At 61.3% G+C, this 21,137-nt stretch carries 24 protein-coding genes; 15 read left to right on the top strand and 9 right to left on the bottom strand.

Features of this window, described 5'->3' with window-relative positions; genetic code table 11:
- Positions 1–34: 34 nt before the first annotated feature.
- Entirely contained in the window at positions 35–472 is a 438-nt protein-coding gene (locus ABNU55_RS06230; RefSeq protein ID WP_290751143.1) for a DUF6491 family protein, read from the top strand.
- Positions 473–536: 64 nt separating this feature from the next.
- On the opposite strand, the gene gatC is transcribed toward ABNU55_RS06230, so the two are convergent.
- On the bottom strand, positions 537–824 hold the full coding sequence (gene gatC, locus ABNU55_RS06225; protein ID WP_290751145.1) for an Asp-tRNA(Asn)/Glu-tRNA(Gln) amidotransferase subunit GatC: 288 nt from the start codon (positions 822–824) through the stop codon (positions 537–539).
- An 80-nt stretch (positions 825–904) separates the two neighbouring features.
- On the opposite strand from gatC, the gene ruvX reads away from it, so the two are divergent.
- From ruvX to pyrC, 4 genes are read left to right on the top strand one after another with little or no spacing between them, the layout of a single operon-like run.
- Positions 905–1,363: a Holliday junction resolvase RuvX gene (gene ruvX / locus ABNU55_RS06220; RefSeq protein WP_290751147.1), complete on the top strand. Its 459-nt coding sequence runs from the start codon at positions 905–907 to the stop codon at positions 1,361–1,363.
- Positions 1,360–2,286 carry an AEC family transporter gene (locus ABNU55_RS06215; protein WP_290751150.1) on the top strand — a complete coding sequence of 309 codons (927 nt, stop codon included), beginning with the start codon at positions 1,360–1,362 and terminating at the stop codon, positions 2,284–2,286. Before ruvX ends, ABNU55_RS06215 begins: the two co-directional genes overlap by 4 nt.
- Before the next feature lie 54 nt (positions 2,287–2,340).
- Positions 2,341–3,288, top strand: coding sequence for an aspartate carbamoyltransferase catalytic subunit (locus ABNU55_RS06210; protein WP_290751152.1), 948 nt, complete (start codon positions 2,341–2,343; stop codon positions 3,286–3,288).
- The gene (pyrC, locus tag ABNU55_RS06205; protein ID WP_290751154.1) at positions 3,285–4,556 is read left to right on the top strand and encodes a dihydroorotase; all 1,272 of its coding nucleotides are present in this window, start codon (positions 3,285–3,287) and stop codon (positions 4,554–4,556) included. Before ABNU55_RS06210 ends, pyrC begins: the two co-directional genes overlap by 4 nt.
- 4 nt (positions 4,557–4,560) lie before the next feature.
- Here pyrC and ABNU55_RS06200 read toward each other — a convergent pair whose 3' ends face one another.
- Positions 4,561–5,136, bottom strand: coding sequence for a TetR family transcriptional regulator (locus ABNU55_RS06200; protein WP_290751156.1), 576 nt, complete (start codon positions 5,134–5,136; stop codon positions 4,561–4,563).
- 148 nt (positions 5,137–5,284) lie between these two features.
- Between ABNU55_RS06200 and plsY the strand changes: the two genes are divergently transcribed.
- From plsY to rsmA, 6 genes are all read left to right on the top strand, one after another.
- Positions 5,285–5,893 (top strand): glycerol-3-phosphate 1-O-acyltransferase PlsY, encoded by a 609-nt coding sequence (gene plsY / locus ABNU55_RS06195; RefSeq protein ID WP_290751158.1) that lies wholly within the window; start codon positions 5,285–5,287, stop codon positions 5,891–5,893.
- Entirely contained in the window at positions 5,890–6,963 is a 1,074-nt protein-coding gene (gene dprA / locus ABNU55_RS06190) for a DNA-processing protein DprA (protein ID WP_290751161.1), read from the top strand. The genes plsY and dprA overlap by 4 nt, the downstream gene beginning before the upstream one ends.
- A gap of 116 nt (positions 6,964–7,079) precedes the next feature.
- Complete coding sequence (gene lptD, locus ABNU55_RS06185; protein WP_290751164.1) at positions 7,080–9,281, top strand: LPS assembly protein LptD; 2,202 nt, start codon at positions 7,080–7,082, stop codon at positions 9,279–9,281.
- A 122-nt stretch (positions 9,282–9,403) separates the two neighbouring features.
- Entirely contained in the window at positions 9,404–10,648 is a 1,245-nt protein-coding gene (locus ABNU55_RS06180) for a SurA N-terminal domain-containing protein (protein ID WP_290751166.1), read from the top strand.
- Between the two features lie 35 nt (positions 10,649–10,683).
- Positions 10,684–11,694 carry a 4-hydroxythreonine-4-phosphate dehydrogenase PdxA gene (gene pdxA / locus ABNU55_RS06175; RefSeq protein ID WP_290751168.1) on the top strand — a complete coding sequence of 337 codons (1,011 nt, stop codon included), beginning with the start codon at positions 10,684–10,686 and terminating at the stop codon, positions 11,692–11,694.
- A complete protein-coding gene (gene rsmA / locus ABNU55_RS06170; protein ID WP_290751170.1) occupies positions 11,684–12,523 on the top strand; it encodes a 16S rRNA (adenine(1518)-N(6)/adenine(1519)-N(6))-dimethyltransferase RsmA in 840 nt (279 codons plus the stop codon). Before pdxA ends, rsmA begins: the two co-directional genes overlap by 11 nt.
- An 18-nt stretch (positions 12,524–12,541) precedes the next feature.
- Here the strand turns inward: rsmA and gmk are convergent, their stop codons facing one another.
- The 7 genes from gmk to fabD all read right to left on the bottom strand — a co-directional run bounded on the left by gmk (position 12,542) and on the right by fabD (position 18,560).
- On the bottom strand, positions 12,542–13,195 hold the full coding sequence (gene gmk / locus ABNU55_RS06165) for a guanylate kinase (RefSeq protein ID WP_290751173.1): 654 nt from the start codon (positions 13,193–13,195) through the stop codon (positions 12,542–12,544).
- Complete coding sequence (locus ABNU55_RS06160; protein ID WP_290751176.1) at positions 13,185–14,072, bottom strand: YicC/YloC family endoribonuclease; 888 nt, start codon at positions 14,070–14,072, stop codon at positions 13,185–13,187. Before ABNU55_RS06160 ends, gmk begins: the two co-directional genes overlap by 11 nt.
- Complete coding sequence (mltG, locus tag ABNU55_RS06155; protein WP_290751178.1) at positions 14,069–15,106, bottom strand: endolytic transglycosylase MltG; 1,038 nt, start codon at positions 15,104–15,106, stop codon at positions 14,069–14,071. The genes ABNU55_RS06160 and mltG overlap by 4 nt, the downstream gene beginning before the upstream one ends.
- 60 nt (positions 15,107–15,166) lie before the next feature.
- Positions 15,167–16,450, bottom strand: a complete 1,284-nt coding sequence (gene fabF / locus ABNU55_RS06150) for a beta-ketoacyl-ACP synthase II (RefSeq protein WP_290751181.1) — start codon at positions 16,448–16,450, stop codon at positions 15,167–15,169.
- Between the two features lie 12 nt (positions 16,451–16,462).
- Positions 16,463–16,699, bottom strand: a complete 237-nt coding sequence (locus tag ABNU55_RS06145; protein WP_119380175.1) for an acyl carrier protein — start codon at positions 16,697–16,699, stop codon at positions 16,463–16,465.
- Between the two features lie 107 nt (positions 16,700–16,806).
- Complete coding sequence (gene fabG, locus ABNU55_RS06140; protein ID WP_290751187.1) at positions 16,807–17,547, bottom strand: 3-oxoacyl-[acyl-carrier-protein] reductase; 741 nt, start codon at positions 17,545–17,547, stop codon at positions 16,807–16,809.
- A 68-nt stretch (positions 17,548–17,615) separates the two neighbouring features.
- Positions 17,616–18,560 (bottom strand): ACP S-malonyltransferase, encoded by a 945-nt coding sequence (gene fabD / locus ABNU55_RS06135; RefSeq protein ID WP_290751190.1) that lies wholly within the window; start codon positions 18,558–18,560, stop codon positions 17,616–17,618.
- A gap of 139 nt (positions 18,561–18,699) precedes the next feature.
- Between fabD and ABNU55_RS06130 the strand changes: the two genes are divergently transcribed.
- From ABNU55_RS06130 to rplI, 4 genes are all read left to right on the top strand, one after another.
- Positions 18,700–19,524, top strand: a complete 825-nt coding sequence (locus tag ABNU55_RS06130; protein WP_348764285.1) for an isocitrate lyase/phosphoenolpyruvate mutase family protein — start codon at positions 18,700–18,702, stop codon at positions 19,522–19,524.
- 167 nt (positions 19,525–19,691) lie between these two features.
- Positions 19,692–20,027: a 30S ribosomal protein S6 gene (gene rpsF, locus ABNU55_RS06125; protein ID WP_290751194.1), complete on the top strand. Its 336-nt coding sequence runs from the start codon at positions 19,692–19,694 to the stop codon at positions 20,025–20,027.
- Between the two features lie 12 nt (positions 20,028–20,039).
- Positions 20,040–20,312, top strand: a complete 273-nt coding sequence (gene rpsR, locus ABNU55_RS06120) for a 30S ribosomal protein S18 (protein WP_290751197.1) — start codon at positions 20,040–20,042, stop codon at positions 20,310–20,312.
- 12 nt (positions 20,313–20,324) lie between these two features.
- Positions 20,325–20,918 (top strand): 50S ribosomal protein L9, encoded by a 594-nt coding sequence (rplI, locus tag ABNU55_RS06115; RefSeq protein ID WP_290751200.1) that lies wholly within the window; start codon positions 20,325–20,327, stop codon positions 20,916–20,918.
- Positions 20,919–21,137: the final 219 nt, after the last annotated feature.

Below are 21,137 nucleotides of genomic sequence, written 5' to 3'. Positions count from 1 at the left end.
AGTTTTTGCAGCTCTACACAAGAAGGAGTTTCTCATGAAACTATTTGCGATGATCGGTGCAGCGTCCTCTGCCACGTTCTACTTTGGAGCCGCAGCGATCGCTGAAGCGCCAACTTTGGGACCCGCTGATTACCTCAACGACGTCCGTCTCGGAGAGAAGGTCGACCGCATCTGCTTTCGCGATCAGGTCGATGATTTTCGCGAGGGCACCGAAAGCACTATCATCCTGGAACGAGGCGCCAAGGATTACCTCGTAGAGACCGAGGAACCTTGCGGTGAGCTTGATGGAGCCCAAACGCTTTCCCTGAACAACGCATTCTCAAGCGGACGGTGCATTACCACTCACGATCAATTCTATGCGTCCCAGAACCGGTTTAGCAGCGTGGGCGATACGTCAGATCTTTGCCGGATCAAAGCGATCTACAGGTGGAATGAAGACGCACGAGTGCAAGATGGCGAATCCATAGGCTAGTCGCCTGAAATCCCGCCTTATCCACCCCCGCAGAAGCCTATGGCTCTGCGGGGGTTCTTTTTGCCTATTCCACAGCCTTGGGAACAACGAAGAAGCCGTCTTCGCTCTTTGGCGCATTCGCCAGGACCTGGTCCTGGATATTGCCATCGGTCACGACATCGTCGCGCATCGGCAGTGTGGCCTCGACAACGGACGTCATCGGCTCGACGCCCTCTACATCGACCTCATTGAGCTGCTCAATCCAGCCCATGATTGCCGACAGCTCATTTGCCAGCGGCTCAAGCCGGTCTTCGCTCACGGCGATGCGTGAGAGGCGGGCAACCTTGCGGACGTCTTCCTTCGTGACACTCATGAGCGCTCTCTCCAATCGACAGAAGCGTGCGATACGCGCTAGGCAGGTCAAATTCAAGAGACGGGGGCACCGCACATTCCATGGCAATCACCGATCTCTTCGATCTTCCCCCGTCCGGGCCGCTTGTCGGTATAGACCCCGGCTCGAAGACGCTCGGGATTGCCGCGTGCGACGCAGGCCGTCTGATCGCCTCACCGGTGGAAACGATACGGAAGGGCCGCAAGCTCGCCCCCTCGCTGGACCGCCTGTTCGAGATTATGGACCAGCGGCACACCGTGGGTCTCGTGATTGGCCTGCCTCTGAACATGGATGGCAGCGAAGGTCCGCGGGCGCAGTCCGCACGGGCGCTGGCCCGCAACATCATCGCCCGGCGCGACATTCCCATCGCCTTTCAGGATGAGCGCCTCTCCAGCTCGGAGGCTGAGCGGGCCATGATCGCGGGCGACCTGTCGCGCGCACGCCGCGCAGAGCTGATCGACGCCTCAGCGGCCGCGATCATCCTGCAGACAGCCATCGACCGCCTGGCCAACGCCTCATGAGCGCCTTTCTGGCCGCCCTCGTCCCGGTCATCCTGATCACGGCGCTGGGCCGCTTTCTTGGCTGGCGAAAAACTCTCCCGGACGATGGCTGGCGCGCAGTCGAGCGGCTGGCCTATGTCGTTCTCTTACCGGCTCTCATCATCCGCGCGCTTGCCAATGCCCCTTTTGAAGAGGCGCCATGGGCGCTCATGGCCGTCCTGATCGGTGCGCAATGCCTGCTTGGCGCCGTCGGAATTCTGGCCCGCGTCTGGCCAGGCATCCGGCGCCCCGAAATCGGTACGATCATCCAGTCCAATGTCCGCTGGAACACTTTCGTGGCCCTCTCCATCGGTAGCGCCCTCTTTGGTGAAGAAGGTCTTGCGCTTGTCTCTATCGCGGCTGCGGCCATGATCCCCACCGCCAACATATTGAGCGTCACCGCCCTCACCGCTCACGCAGAGCGAGATGGGCTGCCAAAACGGAACCCGGTTACAGAGCTTGCCCGCAATCCGCTCATCATCGCCTGCCTCATCGGCGGCGCGCTTGCTGCATTCGACATCGCCATTCCGGAACTGCTCGAGCTCACCATAGATCTTCTGGGTCAGGGCACGATTGCGCTTGGCCTTCTCGCAGCCGGGGCTGGGATGGATATCGCCGCGCTTGGCGGGGCGGGGGTAAAGACAGTCACCTGGTCTATGGTACGGCTTGTCGGGCTACCCTTGATCGCGATTGCCGGGGCGCTTCTGCTCGGCGTTACCGGCATTCCGCTTGCGATTGCCGTGATCAGCGCCTCGGTGCCGACCGCGACCAGCTCCTATATCCTGGCGCGTCAGCTTGGCGGAGACGCACCGCTCGCGGCCAATCTCATCGCCATGCAGACCGTGCTTTCCATGGTAACGATGCCGCTCATCTGGTTCGCCTGTCTCAGTCTTGGGCTGTTCTAGCACTTGCCCGCCACTGGAATCGTGCCTAAACCGCCGAAAATCGAGAGGCAGCGCATGTCCATTCCGGGCTATAGCTACAAGTTCAGTCACGAGCACCTGTTGAGCATTGAGGACCTGTCCCGGCTCGACATCGAACACATTCTCGACCTCTCAGAGGAATTCGCTGAAGCGACGCGTGCCGGCAAGCGGCCTGAGCCTCATCTTAAGAACATGACGGTGATCAATCTCTTCTTCGAGAATTCGACCCGGACCATGTCCAGCTTCGAGATCGCCGCGAGACGCCTTGGCGCCGACGTCATTGCCATGCCGGTCGCGCAATCAAGCGTGAAGAAGGGCGAAACGCTGATCGATACGGCCATGACGCTGAATGCGATGGCGCCTGACGCCATCGTCATCCGCCATTCTGCGTCGGGCGGGGTGAAGCTCCTCTCGCGCAAGGTGGACTGCGCCGTCATTAATGCCGGGGACGGCACCCACCAGCATCCGACACAGGGCCTGCTCGACACGCTGACCATAAGGCGGGCCAAGGGACGGATCGAAGGGCTGAAAGTCACCATATGCGGCGACATCCTGCATTCGCGTGTTGCCCGGTCGACCACGCTGGCGCTGCATCTGCTTGGAGCAGAGGTCACACTCTGCGGGCCCGCAACACTTCTGCCATCGGGCACGGAACATTGGGGCGCGGCGCGCACGACCCATCACTTCGATGAAGCCATTGAGGGCGCCGATGTTGTCATGATGCTGCGCCTCCAGATGGAGCGTATGAATGGCGGCTACCTTCCGAGCCAGCGCGAATACTTCCGTAATTTCGGTCTCACCAAGGAACGCCTTTCCCGCGCCGCCCCCGATGTCACCGTGATGCATCCCGGCCCGATGAATCGCGGCATCGAGATCGAGAGCGCCATCGCGGACGGCGAACATTCGGTCATCACCCAGCAGGTCGAGATGGGCGTTGCCGTGCGCGAGGCGGTCCTCAAACTCCTCGCCGGGAGGCGCGTATGAGCCGCACGCTGATCACCAATGCCCGCCTGCTCTGCCCGGCTGCGGGCCTTGATGAGCCAGGCAGCCTTCTCATTGAGAATGGCGAGATCGCCACCATCGGCGATGTTTCGGGGGCGGCCGAAACGACGATCGACGCTCAGGGACTTTGCCTCGCGCCGGGCCTCATCGACCTTCGCGTCAAGACGGGGGAGCCCGGCGCCGAGCAACGTGAGACACTTGAGACAGCCTCCCGCGCCGCTGTCTCAGGCGGGGTCACCACAATGGTGGTCATGCCCGATACCAATCCAGTCATCGACGATGTCGCCCTTGTCCAGTTCATCGCCAATCGTGGCCGCGAAACGTCGAAGACGCGTGTCTATCCCGCTGCGGCACTGACCATGGGCCTCAAGGGCGAGGCAATGTCAGAGATCGGCCTCATGCAGGGCTCGGGCGCCGTCTTCTTCACCAATGGCGACTGGCCGGTCGCCGACACCTCTGTTCTACGCCGCACAATGGCCTACGCGGCCAGCTGCGACGTCATGGTGGCAAGCCGCGCCGACACCCATGCGCTATCGGCACGCGGTGTGATGAATTCCGGCGCCCGTGCCGCCCGTATGGGCCTTACCGGCCTGCCACGCGAAGCAGAATGGATCGGCCTTGCCCGCGACCTTCTCCTGGCAGAGGCCACGGGCTGCCGTCTTCTGGTCGATCAGGTCTCGACGGGGCGCAGCCTCGACATGATCCGCGACGCGCGCGAGCGCGGCGTCGAGGTCTATGTCAGCGTCGCCGCCCACCATCTGTTTTTCAATGAGACCGATGTCGGCGACTATCTCACCTACTGCAAGGTGAACCCGCCTTTCCGGAGCGAGGAAGACCGCCAGGCCCTGATCGAAGGTCTGGCCGCAGGTGAGATCGACGCCGTCGTTTCCGCGCATGACCCTCAACCCCCAGAAGAAAAGCGCCTGCCATTCGGAGAAGCTGCGTTTGGAGCGGCAGGCCTTGAGACCGTGCTCTCTGCCCTGCTCGCGCTGGTGCAGGATGAGCGGCTTGGCCTGCTTGACGCCTTGCGGTCAGTGACCGCCGCGCCCGCAAGTCTTATCGGCGTCCCGCAGGGTCGTCTCGCGGCGGGCCTGCCGGCGGACCTCATCCTGTTCGATCCGGAAAAGCCCTGGTTCTGCGAACGTGAGAACCTTCTCTCCCGCTCAGTGAATTCCCCATTCGACGGGCGGCGCATGGTCGGCCGTGTGATGCACACGCTTGTTGGCGGTGAAACGGTCTTTCAACGCTAAGGCATCAACGTGCAAGCAGCGCCAGGAGGCGGGCTTCCAGCGCGACAAGGTCAACGCTCTTACCCCGGGCCAGAATATCGAACTCCACACCGCGGCAGTAACGCACCAGCAGGTCGACAGCGTCCTGCGGCGTAGGATGGCCAAGCCGCTCGAGCGTGCGCACCAACCTTACCGGTAACAGTCCTGCCCAGTCGCTGACTTCACGCTGGAGGAGCTCGTCGCGCTGCGCATAGGCGATCATCGCATATTCGATCCGCGCAAGCTCCGCACGGTCCGGATCGGTCGCAATCAACATCATCAGAAACTGCACGACGTCACGCTCTGAAGACAGCGGGCGCGCGGTCAGCGCCCCGTCCAGACCGGCTTCATAGTCTGCCATATAGAGGCGAAATGCGTCCGCGAGCAGCGCGTCTATCGTGTCGAAATGATAGGTGATGGTGCCGGGCGAGACGCCGGCCTGCGAAGAAACGAGGCGATGCGTGATACGGTCAGCGCCCCAGTCCGGGACAAGATCGAGCGTCGCCTGGAGAATTTTCTCCCGCGCGGGCACATCCTCAAGGGGGTCGCTCTGGCCTGCCATGACGGGATCAGCGCTAGTCCATATAGGCAAAGCGATGGTTAAGATTGCTCGCACGAGAACCCGTATGGTCCGTCCGCCCGCCTTGACCTCGCCGCAAGACGCGCACACAAGACCCGTCCGCCTCAAGGCTTCAACCGGGACGAGACATATGGACGGGTTCCCCTTTATCATCGCAGCGCTCGGCGGCTATCTGCTGGGCTCCATCCCCTTCGGCCTGTTCATCACGCGGGCTGCCGGGCTCGGCGATATCCGCCAGATCGGCTCTGGTAATATCGGCGCGACAAATGTCCTTCGCACCGGCCGCAAGGATCTGGCCCTCGCTACCCTGCTTCTGGACAGTTTCAAGGCCGGCCTTGCCATTCTCGGCTTCGCGCTCCTCTTTGGAGACCGCAATGTCGGTCTGATCGCTGGGGTCTTTGCCTTTCTCGGCCATTGCTATCCCGTCTGGCTGCGTTTCAAGGGCGGCAAGGGCGTCGCGACCTATGCCGGCCTTCTTCTGTTTGCCTCCTGGAAAGGCTTCCTGGTCGCTGCGCCGATCTGGCTTGCTGTCTTTTTCCTCTCGCGCATCTCGTCACTCGCCGCCCTGACCGCAGCCCTGCTCGTGCCCATCGGCGCCTGTTTTCTCGGTGAGACGCCGTTTGCCGTGGGCGTCCTCGCAGCGTTGAGCGTCCTTGTCTTCTGGACGCACCGGGCAAACCTTGTCCGCCTTCTGAAAGGTACCGAACCGCGCTTCGGACAGAAGAAAGACGCCGGATGAGTAGCGCCTTCGGGGACGCCGCGCGCCTCGCCTGGCTGGCCCTCGCCCGTGCCCCGCAGGTTGGTCCCGTTACATTTTTCCAGCTACTTGCCCGGTTTGGGTCGCCCGAGGCGGCGCTGAGAGGCGTGCCCTCGATCCGCCCTGACATGGATGCAGCAAGACGCGAGCTGGAGGCGACACATGAAGCTGGCGGAAGGCTTCTCTATGCCGAAGATGACGCCTACCCGGCCGCCCTGGGCGAGCTCTCGCCGCCACCCCCTGTCCTGACGGTTTTCGGCGACGCCGCCCTCTTTCAGCGCTCCGCTGTCGCGATAGTAGGTGCACGCGACGCGTCTGCGGCAGGGCGGCGGATGGCGCGAGAGCTCGCCAGCGCGCTTGGCGAGGCCGGCCTTGTGATTGCCTCCGGTCTTGCCCGCGGCATTGATGGCGAGGCGCATGCCGCCAGTCTCGATACCGGAACGATTGCGGTTCTCGCCGGTGGCGCCGATCAGGTCTATCCGCCGCAGCATGGAGACCTCTATGCCGCCATCCGCGAACGCGGGCTCATCGTCTCCGAGCGTCCTCTGGGCCGCCGCGCGACCGCGCAGGACTTTCCCCGGCGCAACCGGATCATTACCGGCCTGTCTGTCGGCACTGTCATCGTGGAAGCGGCAGAAAGGTCGGGGTCGCTCATTTCCGCCCGCATGGCCGGCGAGCAGGGACGAGAGGTCATGGCTGTGCCAGGCTCGCCGCTCGACCGCCGCGCCGCCGGCACCAACAGGCTGCTGCGCGAGGGCGCGACACTGATTCGTCATGGCGAAGACGTGCTGGAGGCGATTTCCAGTCAGATCGGTGTATCCAGTACCGGCTTTCATCCTGTCCTGCCACTCGACCCACCTGACCGCCCGGATGTGGAAGATACCGGCCTTCCTGCGCGGATCCTTGAAGCGCTTTCTCCGACGCCACTTCCAATCGCAGAAATTGCTCGCGCAAGTGGCTGTAGCGCCCGCCAGTGCGCCGCCTGCCTGATGGAGCTTGAACTGGAAGGCCGTGCCCTCACTCATACGGGTGGGCTGGCGTCCCGGGTCTGAGGACTGTATCAGCCCGGCAATCAGGCTTAATAAAAGATTCTTTCCTGACGAGAAAATATGGACGCGCCATAGGACTTGTGCGATCCGGGCGGACCTTAGGAGTTGAGGGAGACGGGATGACCGGCTGGAGATCAATACTCGCGACGCTGTTGATGGCGGCTGCGTCCGCTCCGGCATTGGCGCAGGTCTCCGAAAAACCCTCCGGTGCGGCTAGCGAAGAGAAATCCGAAGCACGGGTCACGCTGGACGCTGACAGCGTCTATGTCCTGCAGGACGAGGATCTCGTTGTCGCCGAAGGCAATGTGCGCGCCGAATATCAGGGCCGCGTGATGACAGCGGAAAGGCTGACCTATAACCGCACTAGCGGAAGCGTTCGCGCCCAGGGGAACGTCGTCGTGACCGAGCCTGATGGCACACAGCGCTTTGCCGAGGAGTTCGAGACCGACGCCACGCTGGCTAACGGATATGCCGTCGGCTTCGCCCTCCAGACACCGCTCGGCGAGACGGCCGCGGCAAATGCGGCCCAGCGCCGTAATGAAACCTATAATGTGTTGGACCAGGTTCTCTTCACCGCCTGCGAACTCTGTGAGGACGGCTCCAGTCCCACTTGGGCGATCCGCGCAGGCAAAGCCGTGATCGATGAAGAAGAAGGCATGTTCAGCTATCGCAATGCTGTGCTCGAGATCGCAGGCGTTCCTGTTGTCTACTTCCCCTATTTCGCTCATCCCGACCCGCAAGCAGACCGCCGTTCCGGTTTCCTTTTCCCGCGCTTTGGCATGTCCTCCAAATATGGCGTCTTCCTGCAGCCGCAATATTACTGGTCGATTTCGCCCTATCAGGACGTGGTCATCGCCCCGGCCTTCTATTCAAAGATCGATCCGCGCCTGGCATTGGACTACCGCAAACGCTTCTATTCCGGTGACGTGCGCGTCGATATGAGCATGACCAATGAGGCGCGCTTCGACGATGATGGCGACCGCCTCAACAACAAGGCTTTTCGCGGTCATCTTTTTGCCGACGGCAGGTTCCGGATCAATAACAAATGGCGCTGGGGCTTTGCGGTCGAAGAGGTCACCGACGACCTTTATATCGAACGCTACGACATTCCCGGTCAAAATGAGCAACGGGGGATATATCGGGGGCAACCCAATGTCCTCCTGTCGCAGCTCTACACCCAAGGACAATCGCACAACTGGTATGTGGACGCCTCCGCGCAAACCTTCGACAATCTCGGGGCGAGCGGTGACGCCGAAGACGCGATTGCCGATGTCCTGCCCTACATCAACTCACAATACGATCTCGACCTGGGCAGCTACGGCTTTGTCAGCCTGACCGCGTCCAGTGCGTTTCTCCAGCGCGTGCTTGGTGTCGACAGCCGGCGTGTTTCAACCGGCGCTGAATGGTCGACCCAGCGGGTCATCCCCGGCGGGGTCCTGGTCGAGCCGTTCGCGAATGCCAGGTTTGACTATTACGACCTCGCTGATTTCCCTTCTCGCGGCGATAATGAGCGAGTGTCGCGCGGTCTTGGTGCCGCCGGCGTCAAGATGTCGATGCCTTTCTACCGCCCCGGCCGCACAGTGGACGTACTGGTGGAACCGACCGTCATGGGGGCAGTCGCCACCGCCTCTCCGAATGATGAGAACATTCCTGTTGAAGACGGCGCGTTTTACGAACTCAACACCGCCTCGCTCTTCGATGCGAGTGCGCAAGGCGGTTACGATCTCTATGAGGGCGATCAGAAAATCGCCGCAGGTATTTCAACGGTCGCCCGCTGGAAAAACGGTGTCGAAATTTCAAGCCTGGTCGGCCGACGGTGGCGCAGCGAGAATGATGAGACCTTCAGCGAGGCCAGCAATCTTGACGGCACCGTCAGCGACTGGATCGCGACCCTCGGCCTGAATGTTCCCAACCGATTCAGTTTCAGCACCAAGATCCGCCTTGATGACGAGAATCTTGCTCTGAACGGGATCGACACGTCCTTGAATTTTCAGTTCGACCGGGCACGCGCCACGGCGATGTACTATATGATCAATGAAGAAGTTTCCCGCTCGGGCATTCGCCAGGAAGGCGTCATGCTGGCTGGAGAGGTCAGTGTTACGGACAATCTCTTCGTACTCGGTTCGATCCGTCGCGAAATCCAGCTCAACCTGAATATCGCTCAATCACTCGGCGTCGGGTATCAGGATGAATGTTCCCGCTTCGAGCTTGTCTATGAACGCCAGGGCACGTTGAACCGGGAACTCGGCCCGTCTGAATCCATCGTTTTCCGCTTCTCGCTGAAATCCATCGGACAGTTCGGGAGCAGTGAATTCGACTAGGCGTCGCGTGTATCAAACCCTGCTCAACTGAAGGCGCCCCGTTGCGCGCATCATGGTGAAGGTTATGGTTCCGCGCTAGCAAGTAAGAGGCGAAGGCTGGATCGCCATCTTGGAGGTTTGCGATGATGAAAGTTCTATTGGCATCCGCAATGGTCGCGATATCTGCCGGACCGGCGGTCCTGCATGCAGAGGCGCAGGAAAACACGCAGACGATCGAAGGTATCGTCGCGATCGTTAACGATCAGCCGATTTCCTATAGTGACGTGCGCGAACGTGCGAGCCTTTTGCTCCTCACGCTTGGCGCCCAGAACCCGTCGCAGCAGCAGATCCAGCAGGTCACCTCTCAGGCGCTCGATGAGCTGATCGACGAAAAGCTTCAGCTTCAGGAAGCGCAGGAATACGAAGTTGAGGTCTCCGAAACCGACATCAACAATGCCATTGCTGACATGGCGAACCAGTCGGGCATGGACCGCGAAGGTCTGGTCAATGTACTGCTTTCCTCAGGCGTCAATCCGTCGAGCCTGGAGGCGCAGATGCGCGCCGAGATCGCCTGGCGGCGAATCATGGGCGGGCTTTACGGCTCACGTATCCGCATTTCGCCCAACCAGATCGATGAGGCACTCGAGCAGCGCCGCGCAGCCCTGACAAAAGTGCAGTACAATCTCGATGAGCTTTTCCTTTATGCTCCGAGCGAGGAAGAAAAGAGTCAGGCCCTTCAGGGCGCGCAAACCATTATGGAGCAGCTGGACGCCGGCGCGCCGTTCTCTCTCGCTGCCCAGCGGCTCTCGTCTGCGCCAACAGCCGCCTCAGGCGGCGACATGGGCTGGGTGTCGCTTGATGATATCGATCCCGAAGTTGCGGAGACCGTGCGTAACATGTCCAGCCCGGGCGTGTCGGACCCCATCGTCGTGAATGACGGGATCTATCTCATAAACTACAAGGCCAAGCGCGACCCGGATGATCTGGAAACCCGCGTTGACCTGGTACGGCTTGCTGTTCTCGACGGGTCCGAGGATGCGCTGCGCGAAGCGGCCAGCGAGGCCAATAGCTGTGAAGCAGCCATTGAGGTGGCAGCAGATAACGACAATCTGGATGCTACTGAGATTGAGGATATCCGCATGGAAGACCTCGGTCAGGAAGGCCAGAACATGATCAACGAGGTCGAGATCGGTCAGCCCACCCAGGTCTTCGCGCTCTCTGGCCGTCTGGCCGTCATGTATGTCTGTGACCGCCGCCAGTCCGGCGCGGCCCTGCCGACGCGCGAGGAAATGGAAGACCGCCTCTTCGCACGCGAACTTTCGATGATTTCCGACCGCTCACTGCGCAATCTGCGTCGCGAGGCAACGATCATCCAGCGCGGCAGCTAGGCAGAGGTCCCGGGGCACATCAGGGCAGCAAGACGATGAGCCATTCAGGGCAACTGCCACTCGCTGTTACCATGGGCGACCCGGCCGGCTGCGGCCCGCAGATCACCCTGCGCGCCTGGCAGGCCCTCGCGAAAGAGGACGCGGCGCCCCCTTTCTATGTCATCGCCGATCCGGCCCTTTTTGGAGACGCCGCTGAGATCATTGCCTCCCCCGGTGATGCAGCCAGCCTCTTTGCCCGCAAGCTCCCGGTGGTGCCGCTCAGCTCTCCCTTGCCAGCTTTTGAAACCGGAGTCCCCAATCCGGAACTGGCACCAGCCATCCTTGAAAGCATCGACAAGGCCATGGCCGACAGTTTCGCGGAGAAGGCTGGCGGCGTTGTGACGAACCCGATCTCCAAGGCGGTGCTCTATTCTGCCGGTTTCAAACACCCCGGGCACACCGAATACCTTGCCGACCTCTCGAAGAAGGAAACCGGCAGGACCACGCCGCCCGTCATGATGCTCGTCGGCGGTGGACTGCGGGTGTCGCTAGCCACCATCCATGTGCCGCTGATGCGGGTTCTCGACCATCTCACACCGTCCGCGCTTGAACATGTCATCCGCGTCACTGCCGCCGCCATGGAGCGCGACTTCGGTCTCAGCACGCCGCGCATCGGCCTCACAGGCCTCAACCCGCATGCCGGGGAAAGCGGCACGATCGGACTTGAAGAGCGTGACATCATCAACCCCGTGGCCGGCCGGTTGCGCGCTGAAGGCATCAACGTTTCCGACGCCCGGCCTGGCGATACGATTTTTGCCGAAGCGCTGGACGGGCGGTTCGACGCCGTCATTGCGATGACACACGATCAGGGGCTCATCCCGGTCAAGACGCTCGATATATGGGGCGGCGTAAACACCACGCTCGGCCTGCCTGTCATCCGCACCAGTCCCGACCATGGCACCGCCTATGACGCGGCCGCCGAAAACAAGGCGCGTCCCGACAGTCTCATCGCGGCCATTCGCCTTGCCAGCAAAATGGCCGCCGAGCGGGCGCTTCATGACGGATGAGACCCCCGAATTCTCGCAGGCCCGCGCCCGTAAAGCGCTTGGCCAGCATTTCCTGTTCGACCCGGACATATTGCGGCGCACAGCGTTAGCAGCTGGCCCCGTGGATGGGCGCACCGTCATAGAGGTCGGGCCGGGGCCCGGTGGCCTGACCCACGCGCTCCTGAAGGAAGGGGCGGCGAAAGTGATTGCGGTCGAGGCCGACACCCGCTTTGCCGAAGCCCTGAATGAATGGCCGGATGCCTTGTCCGGCCGGCTCAAAGTCTATCAGCGCGATGCCCGAAAGGTGAACTGGCCTGAACTGATCGACGATGCGGGCGGCAGCCAGCCAGCCATGATCGTCGCCAATCTCCCCTACAATGTCGGCACGCCGCTTCTTATCGACTGGCTGAAGGCTGGTGACTGGCGCGGGGAGATGGCGCTGATGTTCCAGAAAGAGGTCGCAGAACGTATCGTCGCTGGGCCGAACACACCCCATTACGGGCGCCTCGCCGTTCTCACGCACGCCGTCTGCGACGCCCATATCGCCTTCACGCTGCCGCCCGGGGCTTTCAGGCCGCCGCCAAAGGTGGACAGCGCAGTCGCCGTCCTGACGCCGCTCCAGCCGGAGAAACGCTTTGGCGACCTCGACACGCTGGAAAAGGTCTCCACGGCGGCCTTCGGTCAGCGCCGCAAGATGCTCCGCGCCAGCCTCAAAGCCCTCGCAAAGACCCGTGGGATTGACCCAATCGACTGGATCGAAAGCTGCGGTATCGATCCGACGGCGCGCGCCGAAACCCTGACGCAGGATGAATTCCGGGCGCTCGCCAGTCATCTGGCCAAGCAGAGCTAGCCTTCGAGCCTGACCGGCTTACGCCTCGCCCATCAGCTCGCGTACATGGTCTTCAAGGCTGAGCTGGCGCAAGCGCTTCAGGCGCTCGACCAGCAGAATTCGCTTCAGCCGTTGATAGGCCACATCGAGGTCGTCATTCACGATAGCATAGTCGTAGCGCCGCCAGTGGCGCATCTCCGCCTTGGCGTCGCGCATCCGGCGCTCGACGATCTCGTCATCGGAGCCCTCACGTGCCGCCAGGCGCGACTTCAGCGCCTCGATGCTCGGCGGCAGGATGAAGACCGACACGACATCGCGCGGCATCTGATCATGCAGCGCATCGGCGCCCTGCCAGTCCACATCGAACAGGACGTCATGCCCGGTTTCCAGCAGGCGCTCCGTGTCGGCGCGCGGTGTGCCATAGAGGTTATCGAAGACCAGCGCCCATTCGAGAAATTCGCGCTTGCCGATCATGTCGCGGAACTCTTCGCGCGACTTGAAATGATAATCGACGCCGTCGGTTTCCCCAGGACGCGGGGGCCGCGTGGTGGCCGAAACCGACAGCTTGATGTCGGAAAACTCTTCCATCAGTTTGCGGCAGAGCGTTGTCTTGCCCGCCCCCGATGGTGAGGAGATGACAAGCATCAGTCCCCGGCGTTCGCCTGCGTCTTTCGGATGGCCGCTATTCGACATTGGCTGCCTGCTCCTTGAACTGATCCACCAGCCCTTTGAGGGCGAGTCCTGCATTCGTCAAATCAAGGCTGGCTGATTTCGAACACAGCGTATTGGCTTCGCGGTTGAATTCCTGCGCCAGAAAATCGAGCTTGCGGCCGATGGGGCCGCCCTCGCTCATCAGAGTGCGCGCGCTGGCAATATGGGCGCGAAGACGGTCGATCTCTTCGCGCACATCCGCTTTTGCCACTGACAGAGCGATCTCGGCGGCCAGACGCTCGCTGTCGACCTTGTCGCTGGCATCCAGCTCTGCCAGCTGCTTTTCGAGCCGGGCCTTGAGAAGCTGGGGCTGCTCTGCCGCAACGCTCTCAGCCTTCGCGACCAGGGCGTCCATCTCATCCAGATAGCCGGTCATCATGGTTTCCAGCGCCGCACCTTCGGCGAGGCGGGCAGCTTCAAGATCGGACAGGCATTCCTCACCCGCCGCGCCCAGCATCTCGACGGTCTCTTCGCTGGCGAGGGTGCGCGTGGACTGGTTGCCGGTCTCCACGACGCCCTTGATACTCATCAGTGTCGCAATCGCGCCAAGGTCGGCCGCATGGCCGGAGGCCGCCTCGAAAGCTCTCAGAAGCTGTTGCAGGGCCGCGTGATTGACACTCAGCGTCTCTGCCGTGCCTGTGAACTCGATCCTCAGGCCAACCTGCATATTGCCGCGCGCAAACCGCTTCGACGCGGCCTGCTTGATGAGGCGGTCCAGCACTTCAAATCCGCCGGGGACGTTCACCCGCACATCGAGTGAGCGGCCGTTGACGCTCTTTGCCTCTATGGCCCAGCTACCCCACGCCGCCTCACCGGCAACGCGGGCAAACCCTGTCATGGATGAAACCTTGCCGCTCAATCTTCACTCCGTTCGCGCGCAATCTCCCGGCGCTCATATTCACGATAGGCCGCGACATTGCGGTTATGTTCTGCCAACGTCTCTGCAAAGGCATGCCCGCCAGACCCGTCGGCCACGAAGAAGATAAAGTCGGTCTCCGGCGGGTTGAGCACGGCCGCAATGGAGGCCCTGCCCGGATTGCAGATCGGCGTCTTTGGCAGTCCGTCGATCTCATACGTGTTCCAGTCTGTCACCCTGTCGAGCTCTGACCGGTAAAGCGTGCGCCGTACCTTTTTACCGTTCAGCGTACGATAGAGCGGCTCGCCCCGCGAGACGCCGTAGATGACGGTCGGATCGCTTTCCAGGCGCATGCCCCGGCGAAGGCGGTTGGTGAACAGGCCGGCGACCAGCTGGCGCTCCTCTGCATGACCTGTCTCCTTCTCGACCACAGAGGCCAGAATGATCGCTTCTTCCGACGTGGATACGGGAATATCGTCGGCGCGCTGCGGCCAGAGCTCTTCCAGAAGGTCGTCCTGCGCCTTTTCCATCCGCTCGATAATGGCCGTGCGCGACTTCTCGGCTGAGAAAATGTAGGTGTCGGGCAGCAGAGTCCCCTCCCCGATCTCACGGTCCGGCATGTCGCCTTCCAGATCCTCATGGTTTTCGACAAGGCGCAGGATCTGCGCGGTCGTCAGCCCCTCGGGTACGGTAATCCGGTAGGTAAGGACATCACCAGAGACAAGACGCTCCAGAATGGAGGCGACGCTAGCGCGAGGCGGAATAGCGTATTCGCCAACCTTCAGGCCCGCCTCCATATCGGAAATGCGTGCATGCAGCTTCATCGTCGTGGCGCTGGAGATGATCCCCTGCTCTTCCAGTCTCTGCGCCACCGCACTGACGGAATCCCCCTGGCGCACCTCAAAGACCGTGCTTTCGACAAGCGGCCCCGGCTCGGCGATCTCGTTCTGAAGCCAGAACCAGCTAGCGACAACGGCGATGCCGGCCAGACCGGCAAGGACAAAGGCCAGCGCCACGAGCGCCTTAATGAACCGCATATCGAAGCCCCCGCTGATTCAAGCTCATCCTGTTTTGCCTGAGCTTTGTCGCTTAGGGAACTAGTCGGCCTGTTTCAGGATAAGGCAAGCATTGGTGCCGCCAAAGCCAAACGAGTTCGACATGGCTGCACGGACCTTGCCCTTCTTGGCCTTGTGGGGAATGAGATCGATGGGCGTATCGACACTCGGATTATCGAGATTGAGCGTCGGCGGCATGATCTGATCGCGCAGCGCAAGGGCGCAGAAAGCCCCCTCAATCGCCCCGGCAGCCCCCAGAAGGTGGCCAACGGCAGACTTGGTCGAGGACAGCGACAGATTCTTCGCATGATCGCCGAACAGGCGCTCAACAGCACCAATCTCGCCCTCATCGCCCTTCGGCGTCGAAGTACCGTGCGTGTTGACGTAATCGATGTCGGAAACGTCGAGACCGGAATGGCCAAGCGCCATCTTCATCGCACGGTAGCCGCCCTCAGAGCCTTCGGCAGGCGCGGTGATATGATAGGCGTCGCCCGTAAGGCCGTAGCCAGCGACTTCGGCATAGATTTTCGCACCGCGAGCCTTTGCGTGCTCATACTCCTCAAGCATGAGGATTGCGGCGCCCTCGCCCATGACAAAGCCATCGCGGTCCTTGTCGTATGGACGTGAGGCTTTCTCCGGCGTGTCATTGAAACTGGTCGACATCGCCTTGGCCGAACAGAAACCGGCAATGCCGATCTCACAGATCACAGCCTCGGAGCCGCCTGCCAGCATCATGTCGGCATCGCCATATTTGATGAGGCGGGCCGAGTCGCCGATGGCGTGCGCGCCTGTCGCACAGGCCGTCACCACCGAATGGTTCGGGCCCTTGAAGCCGTGGCGGATAGAGACCTGCCCGGAGGCAAGGTTGATCAGCGCAGAAGGGATGAAGAATGGGCTGACCTTACGGGCGCCCTTCTCATACAGCGTGATCGACGTCTCATAGATCGACTGGAGCCCCCCAATGCCCGAACCGATCAGAACGCCTGTGCGCTCCTTCTCCTCATCGGTCTCCGGTTTCCAGCCAGAGTCCGCGACAGCCTCGTCAGAGGCGGCCAGGGCATAAAGGATGAACTCATCGATCCGGCGGCGCTCTTTTGCGGACGCCGCCGTATCAGGGTCGAAAGAGTACGGATCGTCCGCACTCCCGCCGCCGCGGCCGTCTTTCCACGGAACCTGGCAAGCGATCTTGCAAGGCACGTCCTTGGTATCGAACAGGTCAATCGGACCTGCCCCGGACTTGCCCGCAAGCAGACGCTCCCATGTGGCCTCACGCCCGTTTGCCAACGGTGAGACGAGACCTATCCCGGTAATAACGACACGGCGCATCAGCTAACCCTCTTAAGAGACGTGAGCCTTGATGTGGGTGACAGCGTCACCAACGGTGCGGATATTTTCCTGAACATCGTCAGGAATCTCGATGTTGAATTCTTCTTCGAAAGCCATGACCAGCTCGACCAGGTCGAGGGAGTCAGCACCGAGATCGTCGATAAAGCTCGCCGATTCAGTCACTTTGTCTGCTTCAACGTCGAGATTCTCGACAACGATCTTTTTAACACGCTCGAAAACGTCAGACATGGAAACCTCTCTCATAATGTCTGATGGGAAGACTATTTGTCTTGGGTTGCCCGTTAGCACACTGATAAAGATATCGCCAAGGGCTGCAACTGTTGGGTGACCCTCGGTCAGATCATGGCCATGCCGCCATTCACGTGCAGCGTCTGGCCTGTGACATAGGCCGCCTCGGCCGATGCTAGGTAGACCGCCGCTGCTGCAATATCGCTGCCCTGACCCAGTTTACCCGCCGGAATCTGGCCCAGAAGCGCTTCTTTCTGAGCGTCTGGCAGGACATCCGTCATTGGCGATTCGATGAAGCCAGGTGCGATGCAGTTGGCGGTAATGCCGCGGCTGGCGACTTCCTGGGCGAGTGATTTGGTAAAGCCGATCATGCCAGCCTTGGAGGCACAATAATTGGCCTGCCCAGGATTGCCGGTAACGCCGACAATGGAGGTGATGCCGATAATACGGCCATGACGGCGCTTCATCATACCGCGCACGACCGATTTGGTCAGCCTGTAATAGGAGCCGAGATTGACGTTCATCACATCGTCGAAATCTTCCGGCTTCATCTGCATGAGAAGCTTGTCGCGCGTGATACCGGCATTGGCGACCAGAATGTCGAGCCCGCTGCCCAGCGCCTCTTCGGCGCGGCTGACAAGGCTGTCGACCGATTCGGCATCGGAAAGGTTCGCCGTTACCACGGCGCCTTCGCCTTTCAGCCCTGCCTTCACCTCTTCCAGCACACCTTCGCGCGTGCCCGACAGGGCAACTTTTGCGCCCGCTTCGGACAGGGCGGCGGCAATGGCGCTTCCGATGCCACCCGAGGCACCCGTGACGAGGGCGGTGCGTCCGCTCAGATCAAACATGCGGCTGTCATCCTTCCTGTGTTGCGGCTTCTGCCGTCTCGTGTCGCTTCCTGAGAGACCTTGTCGCCCTAGCGGAGGCGGCTGGCAACCGATTCTATGTCTTCGGGTGTCCCAAGCGTCAGTCCCTCGATCTCTTTTGCCGTGCGCCGGTTCATGACACTCAGCACCTTGCCTGCACCGGCCTCGACTGTCAGCTCGATGCCCTGGGCGGCCATATATTCAACGCTTTCGCGCCAGCGAACCTGCCCGCAGACCTGTTCGATGAGATACTGGCGGATCTCCACCGGGTCTGTGGTCGGCGTGGCCGTGACATTTGCGATAAGTGGTACGCTCGGCGCCTTGATCTCGATCTCCGAGAGCGCCTTCATCATCTCATCGGCAGCTGGCTGCATCATGGAGCAATGGAAGGGGGCGCTGACGGGCAGCATCATCGCCTTCTTGATCCCCACCTCGCCGGTCTTTGACGCGGCAAGCTCAATCGCTGCCTTCGACCCCGAAATCACGATCTGTCCCGGCGCATTGTCATTGGCGATCTCACAAACCCCGCCCTCAGCGCGGCCGAGCTCACAGAGCGCGACGGCCTGCTCCGGCGTTGCGCCCAGCAGGGCCGCCATCGCGCCCTCTCCGGGCGGCACGGCAGCCTGCATGGCATTGCCGCGTATGCGTAGGATACGTGCCGCGTCGGCCAGTTCGATCGCCCCACTGGCTGCAAGCGCGGAATACTCACCCAGCGAATGACCCGCGACGAAGGCTGCTTTTTCCGGGCCAACGCCTTCGGCCTGCAGCGCGCGCATCGCGGCGACACTGACGGCCATCAGGGCCGGCTGCGTATTCGCCGTCAGCTTCAGCTCTTCCTCGCTGCCTTCCCAGATCAGCATGGAAAGGTCCTGATGAAGCGCGGCGTCAACAGCCTCGAAGACCTCCTGCGCCTGCGGATAGGCTTCGGCCAGGTCCTTGCCCATGCCGATGAACTGGCTGCCCTGTCCGGGAAAAATGAACGCGAACTTGGTCATGCGGTCCTGCCCTTGTTGTGACATTTCTTTTTCGATTGGCGCATTGCCTAGAAGCCCCTTTCACGATGCGCAAGTATCGGGTGGAGTCCCTTCGGCCGATGGGTCAATGACAAGGGGCAACAGAATGACAGGGAAATACATGATCACCCAGCACGACAAGGCTGTCGCCTTTCAGGCCCTCCATGACGGCGGGTGCTTCCTCATTCCCAACCCCTGGAATGTCGGGTCTGCCCGCATCCTTCAGGGGCTCGGGTTTCAGGCGCTTGCCACGACCAGCGCCGGCTTTGCGAATGCCAATGGCCTCAACGATTATGAAGTGACCCGCGAGATGGTGATGGCGCATGCGGGCTCTCTCTGCGCCGCTACGCACCTTCCTGTCTCGGCAGATCTTGAAAATGGCTTCGGCGATGAGCCGGCCACCTGCGCGGAAACCATACAGCTTGCCGCAGCGGCTGGTCTGGTCGGCGGCTCGATTGAGGATTTCAGCCCTGGACGCAAAGCCCAGTATGAGATTGCCGAAGCGCGCGACAGGGTCGCCGCCGCCGTCGAAGCCGCCAACTCCCTGCCCTTTCCCTTTATCCTCACGGCACGGGCGGAAAATTTCTTCACCGGCATACCGGACCTGGCCGACACCATCCAGCGTCTGCAGGCCTATCAGGAGGCCGGCGCCCATGTTCTCTACGCACCGGGGCTCCGGTCGCTGGAGGATATCCGCACGGTTCTATCCTCTATAGACAGGCCCCTGAACGTGTTGATGGGGCCACGTGATGGCTTCGTTCCAGTGGAGGAGCTGGCCGCGCTCGGCGTACGGCGGGTCAGCCTCGGCGCCTCGCTATCCAACGCCGCCAATGGCGCGCTGATCCGGGCTGCGAAGGAGCTTCTGCGACCGGGCACATTCGGCTTTACGCAAGATGGCGTTGGCGGCGCGCAGCTCATGGCCGTCATGGATGCTGAAAAAGCCTGAAGCCACTGGGCTTTCAGCCTTGATTTTATCCACAGTCTGGGCTTTAAGCCCCCTCTTCACACGGGGTGCGGTCCCGATATCCGGAATGAGCCGGATGACCGGGGGCCATCGCCGGAACGTCTTCCCGCGTTCCAGCGCCGCATCGCGAACACCAGGGAAAGACAATTATGGCACTTTATGAACACGTGCTGATCTCACGTCCGGACATCTCGCCTGCACAGGTCGAGAGCCAGATCGAAGAGCTCGGCCAATGGCTTGAAAGCCAGGGCGCAAAAGTCGGCAAGACCGAGTATTGGGGCCTGCGCAATCTGTCCTATCCGATCAACAAGCAGCGCAAGGGACACTATTCCCTGCTCAACGTCGACGGCCCTGCCGAGGCGATCCATGAGCTTGAGCGCCGTCACCGCATCTCCGACGACGTCATCCGCTACATGACCATCAAGGTCGATGAGCTGGACGACGAGCCGTCCCCGATGATGGGCCGCAAGGGCCGCAAGGACTAGGGAGACAGAGACATGTCATCAGAAAACAACCAGGGTGATATCAACATCACCAACATCCCGGCCCGGCGTACCTTCAACCGCCGCCGCAAGGTCGATCCGTTTTCGGGCGAAGGCGCTCCGAAGATCGACTATAAGGATGTAAAGCTGCTGCAACGCTACATTTCGGAAAAGGGCAAGATCGTCCCTTCCCGGATCACTGCAGTGAACGTCAAGAACCAGCGCAAGCTCGCCCGTGCCATCAAGCGCGCCCGCATGCTCGCGCTTCTGCCATTCACCGTGAAGTAGGAGGCCCAAAACATGGACATCATCCTTCTTGAACGCGTCGAGAACCTCGGCGAACTCGGTGAAGAAGTCACAGTGAAGAACGGCTTTGCCCGTAACTTCCTGCTTCCGCGTGGCAAGGCCCTCATCGCGAACGACCGCAACCGCGCCCGTTTCGCCGCTGAGCGTGACATCATCGAGAAGCGCAACGCAGACGCGCGCGCTGAAGCCCAGCAGACCGGCGACAGCCTGGACGGCACAGAGCTCGTCCTGATCCGCCAGTCTTCGGACACCGGCAACCTTTACGGTTCCGTCTCGACCCGCGACATCGTCGATGCGCTGGACGAGAAAGGCTTCAAGGTCCGCCGCGGCCAGATCAAGCTCGACCAGCCGATCAAGACCATCGGCATCTACGAAATGGGCGTTCGCCTTCACGCAGAAGTCCTCGTCGACATCTCCGTGAACGTTGCCCGTTCGATGGAAGAAGCCGAGCGTCAGGCTGCCGGTGAGAACGTCATCGAGACGATCCAGGCCGAACAGCAAGGCGCTGCCGCCGAGCAATCGGCCGAGCTGGCTGAAGCTTCAGCCGAGCGCGAAGAAGAGACCCGCGAAGCCCCCGAAGAGGAATAGGCAACGCGGCGTTTCACGCCAGACTTTTGAAAAAGGCCGTGCCCGCCGGGCGCGGCCTTTTTTGTTGGGCACCAGACTGATTCGAATCGCTGTATTCCACGACATGGAGTCAACTGTGGACATCGGGGAAAGCTTCGTGAACATCGCTGAAGTCAAGAGTGCAATCTTCCCCCCTCAGGCGTAAAGTTTACCCATCGGTAAGAGCCTTTTCGAGGACGC

It is taken from the genome of uncultured Henriciella sp. (genome assembly GCF_964005855.1).
Lineage (GTDB): Bacteria > Pseudomonadota > Alphaproteobacteria > Caulobacterales > Hyphomonadaceae > Henriciella.
This window is presented reverse-complemented; position numbering and strand designations above follow the sequence as displayed.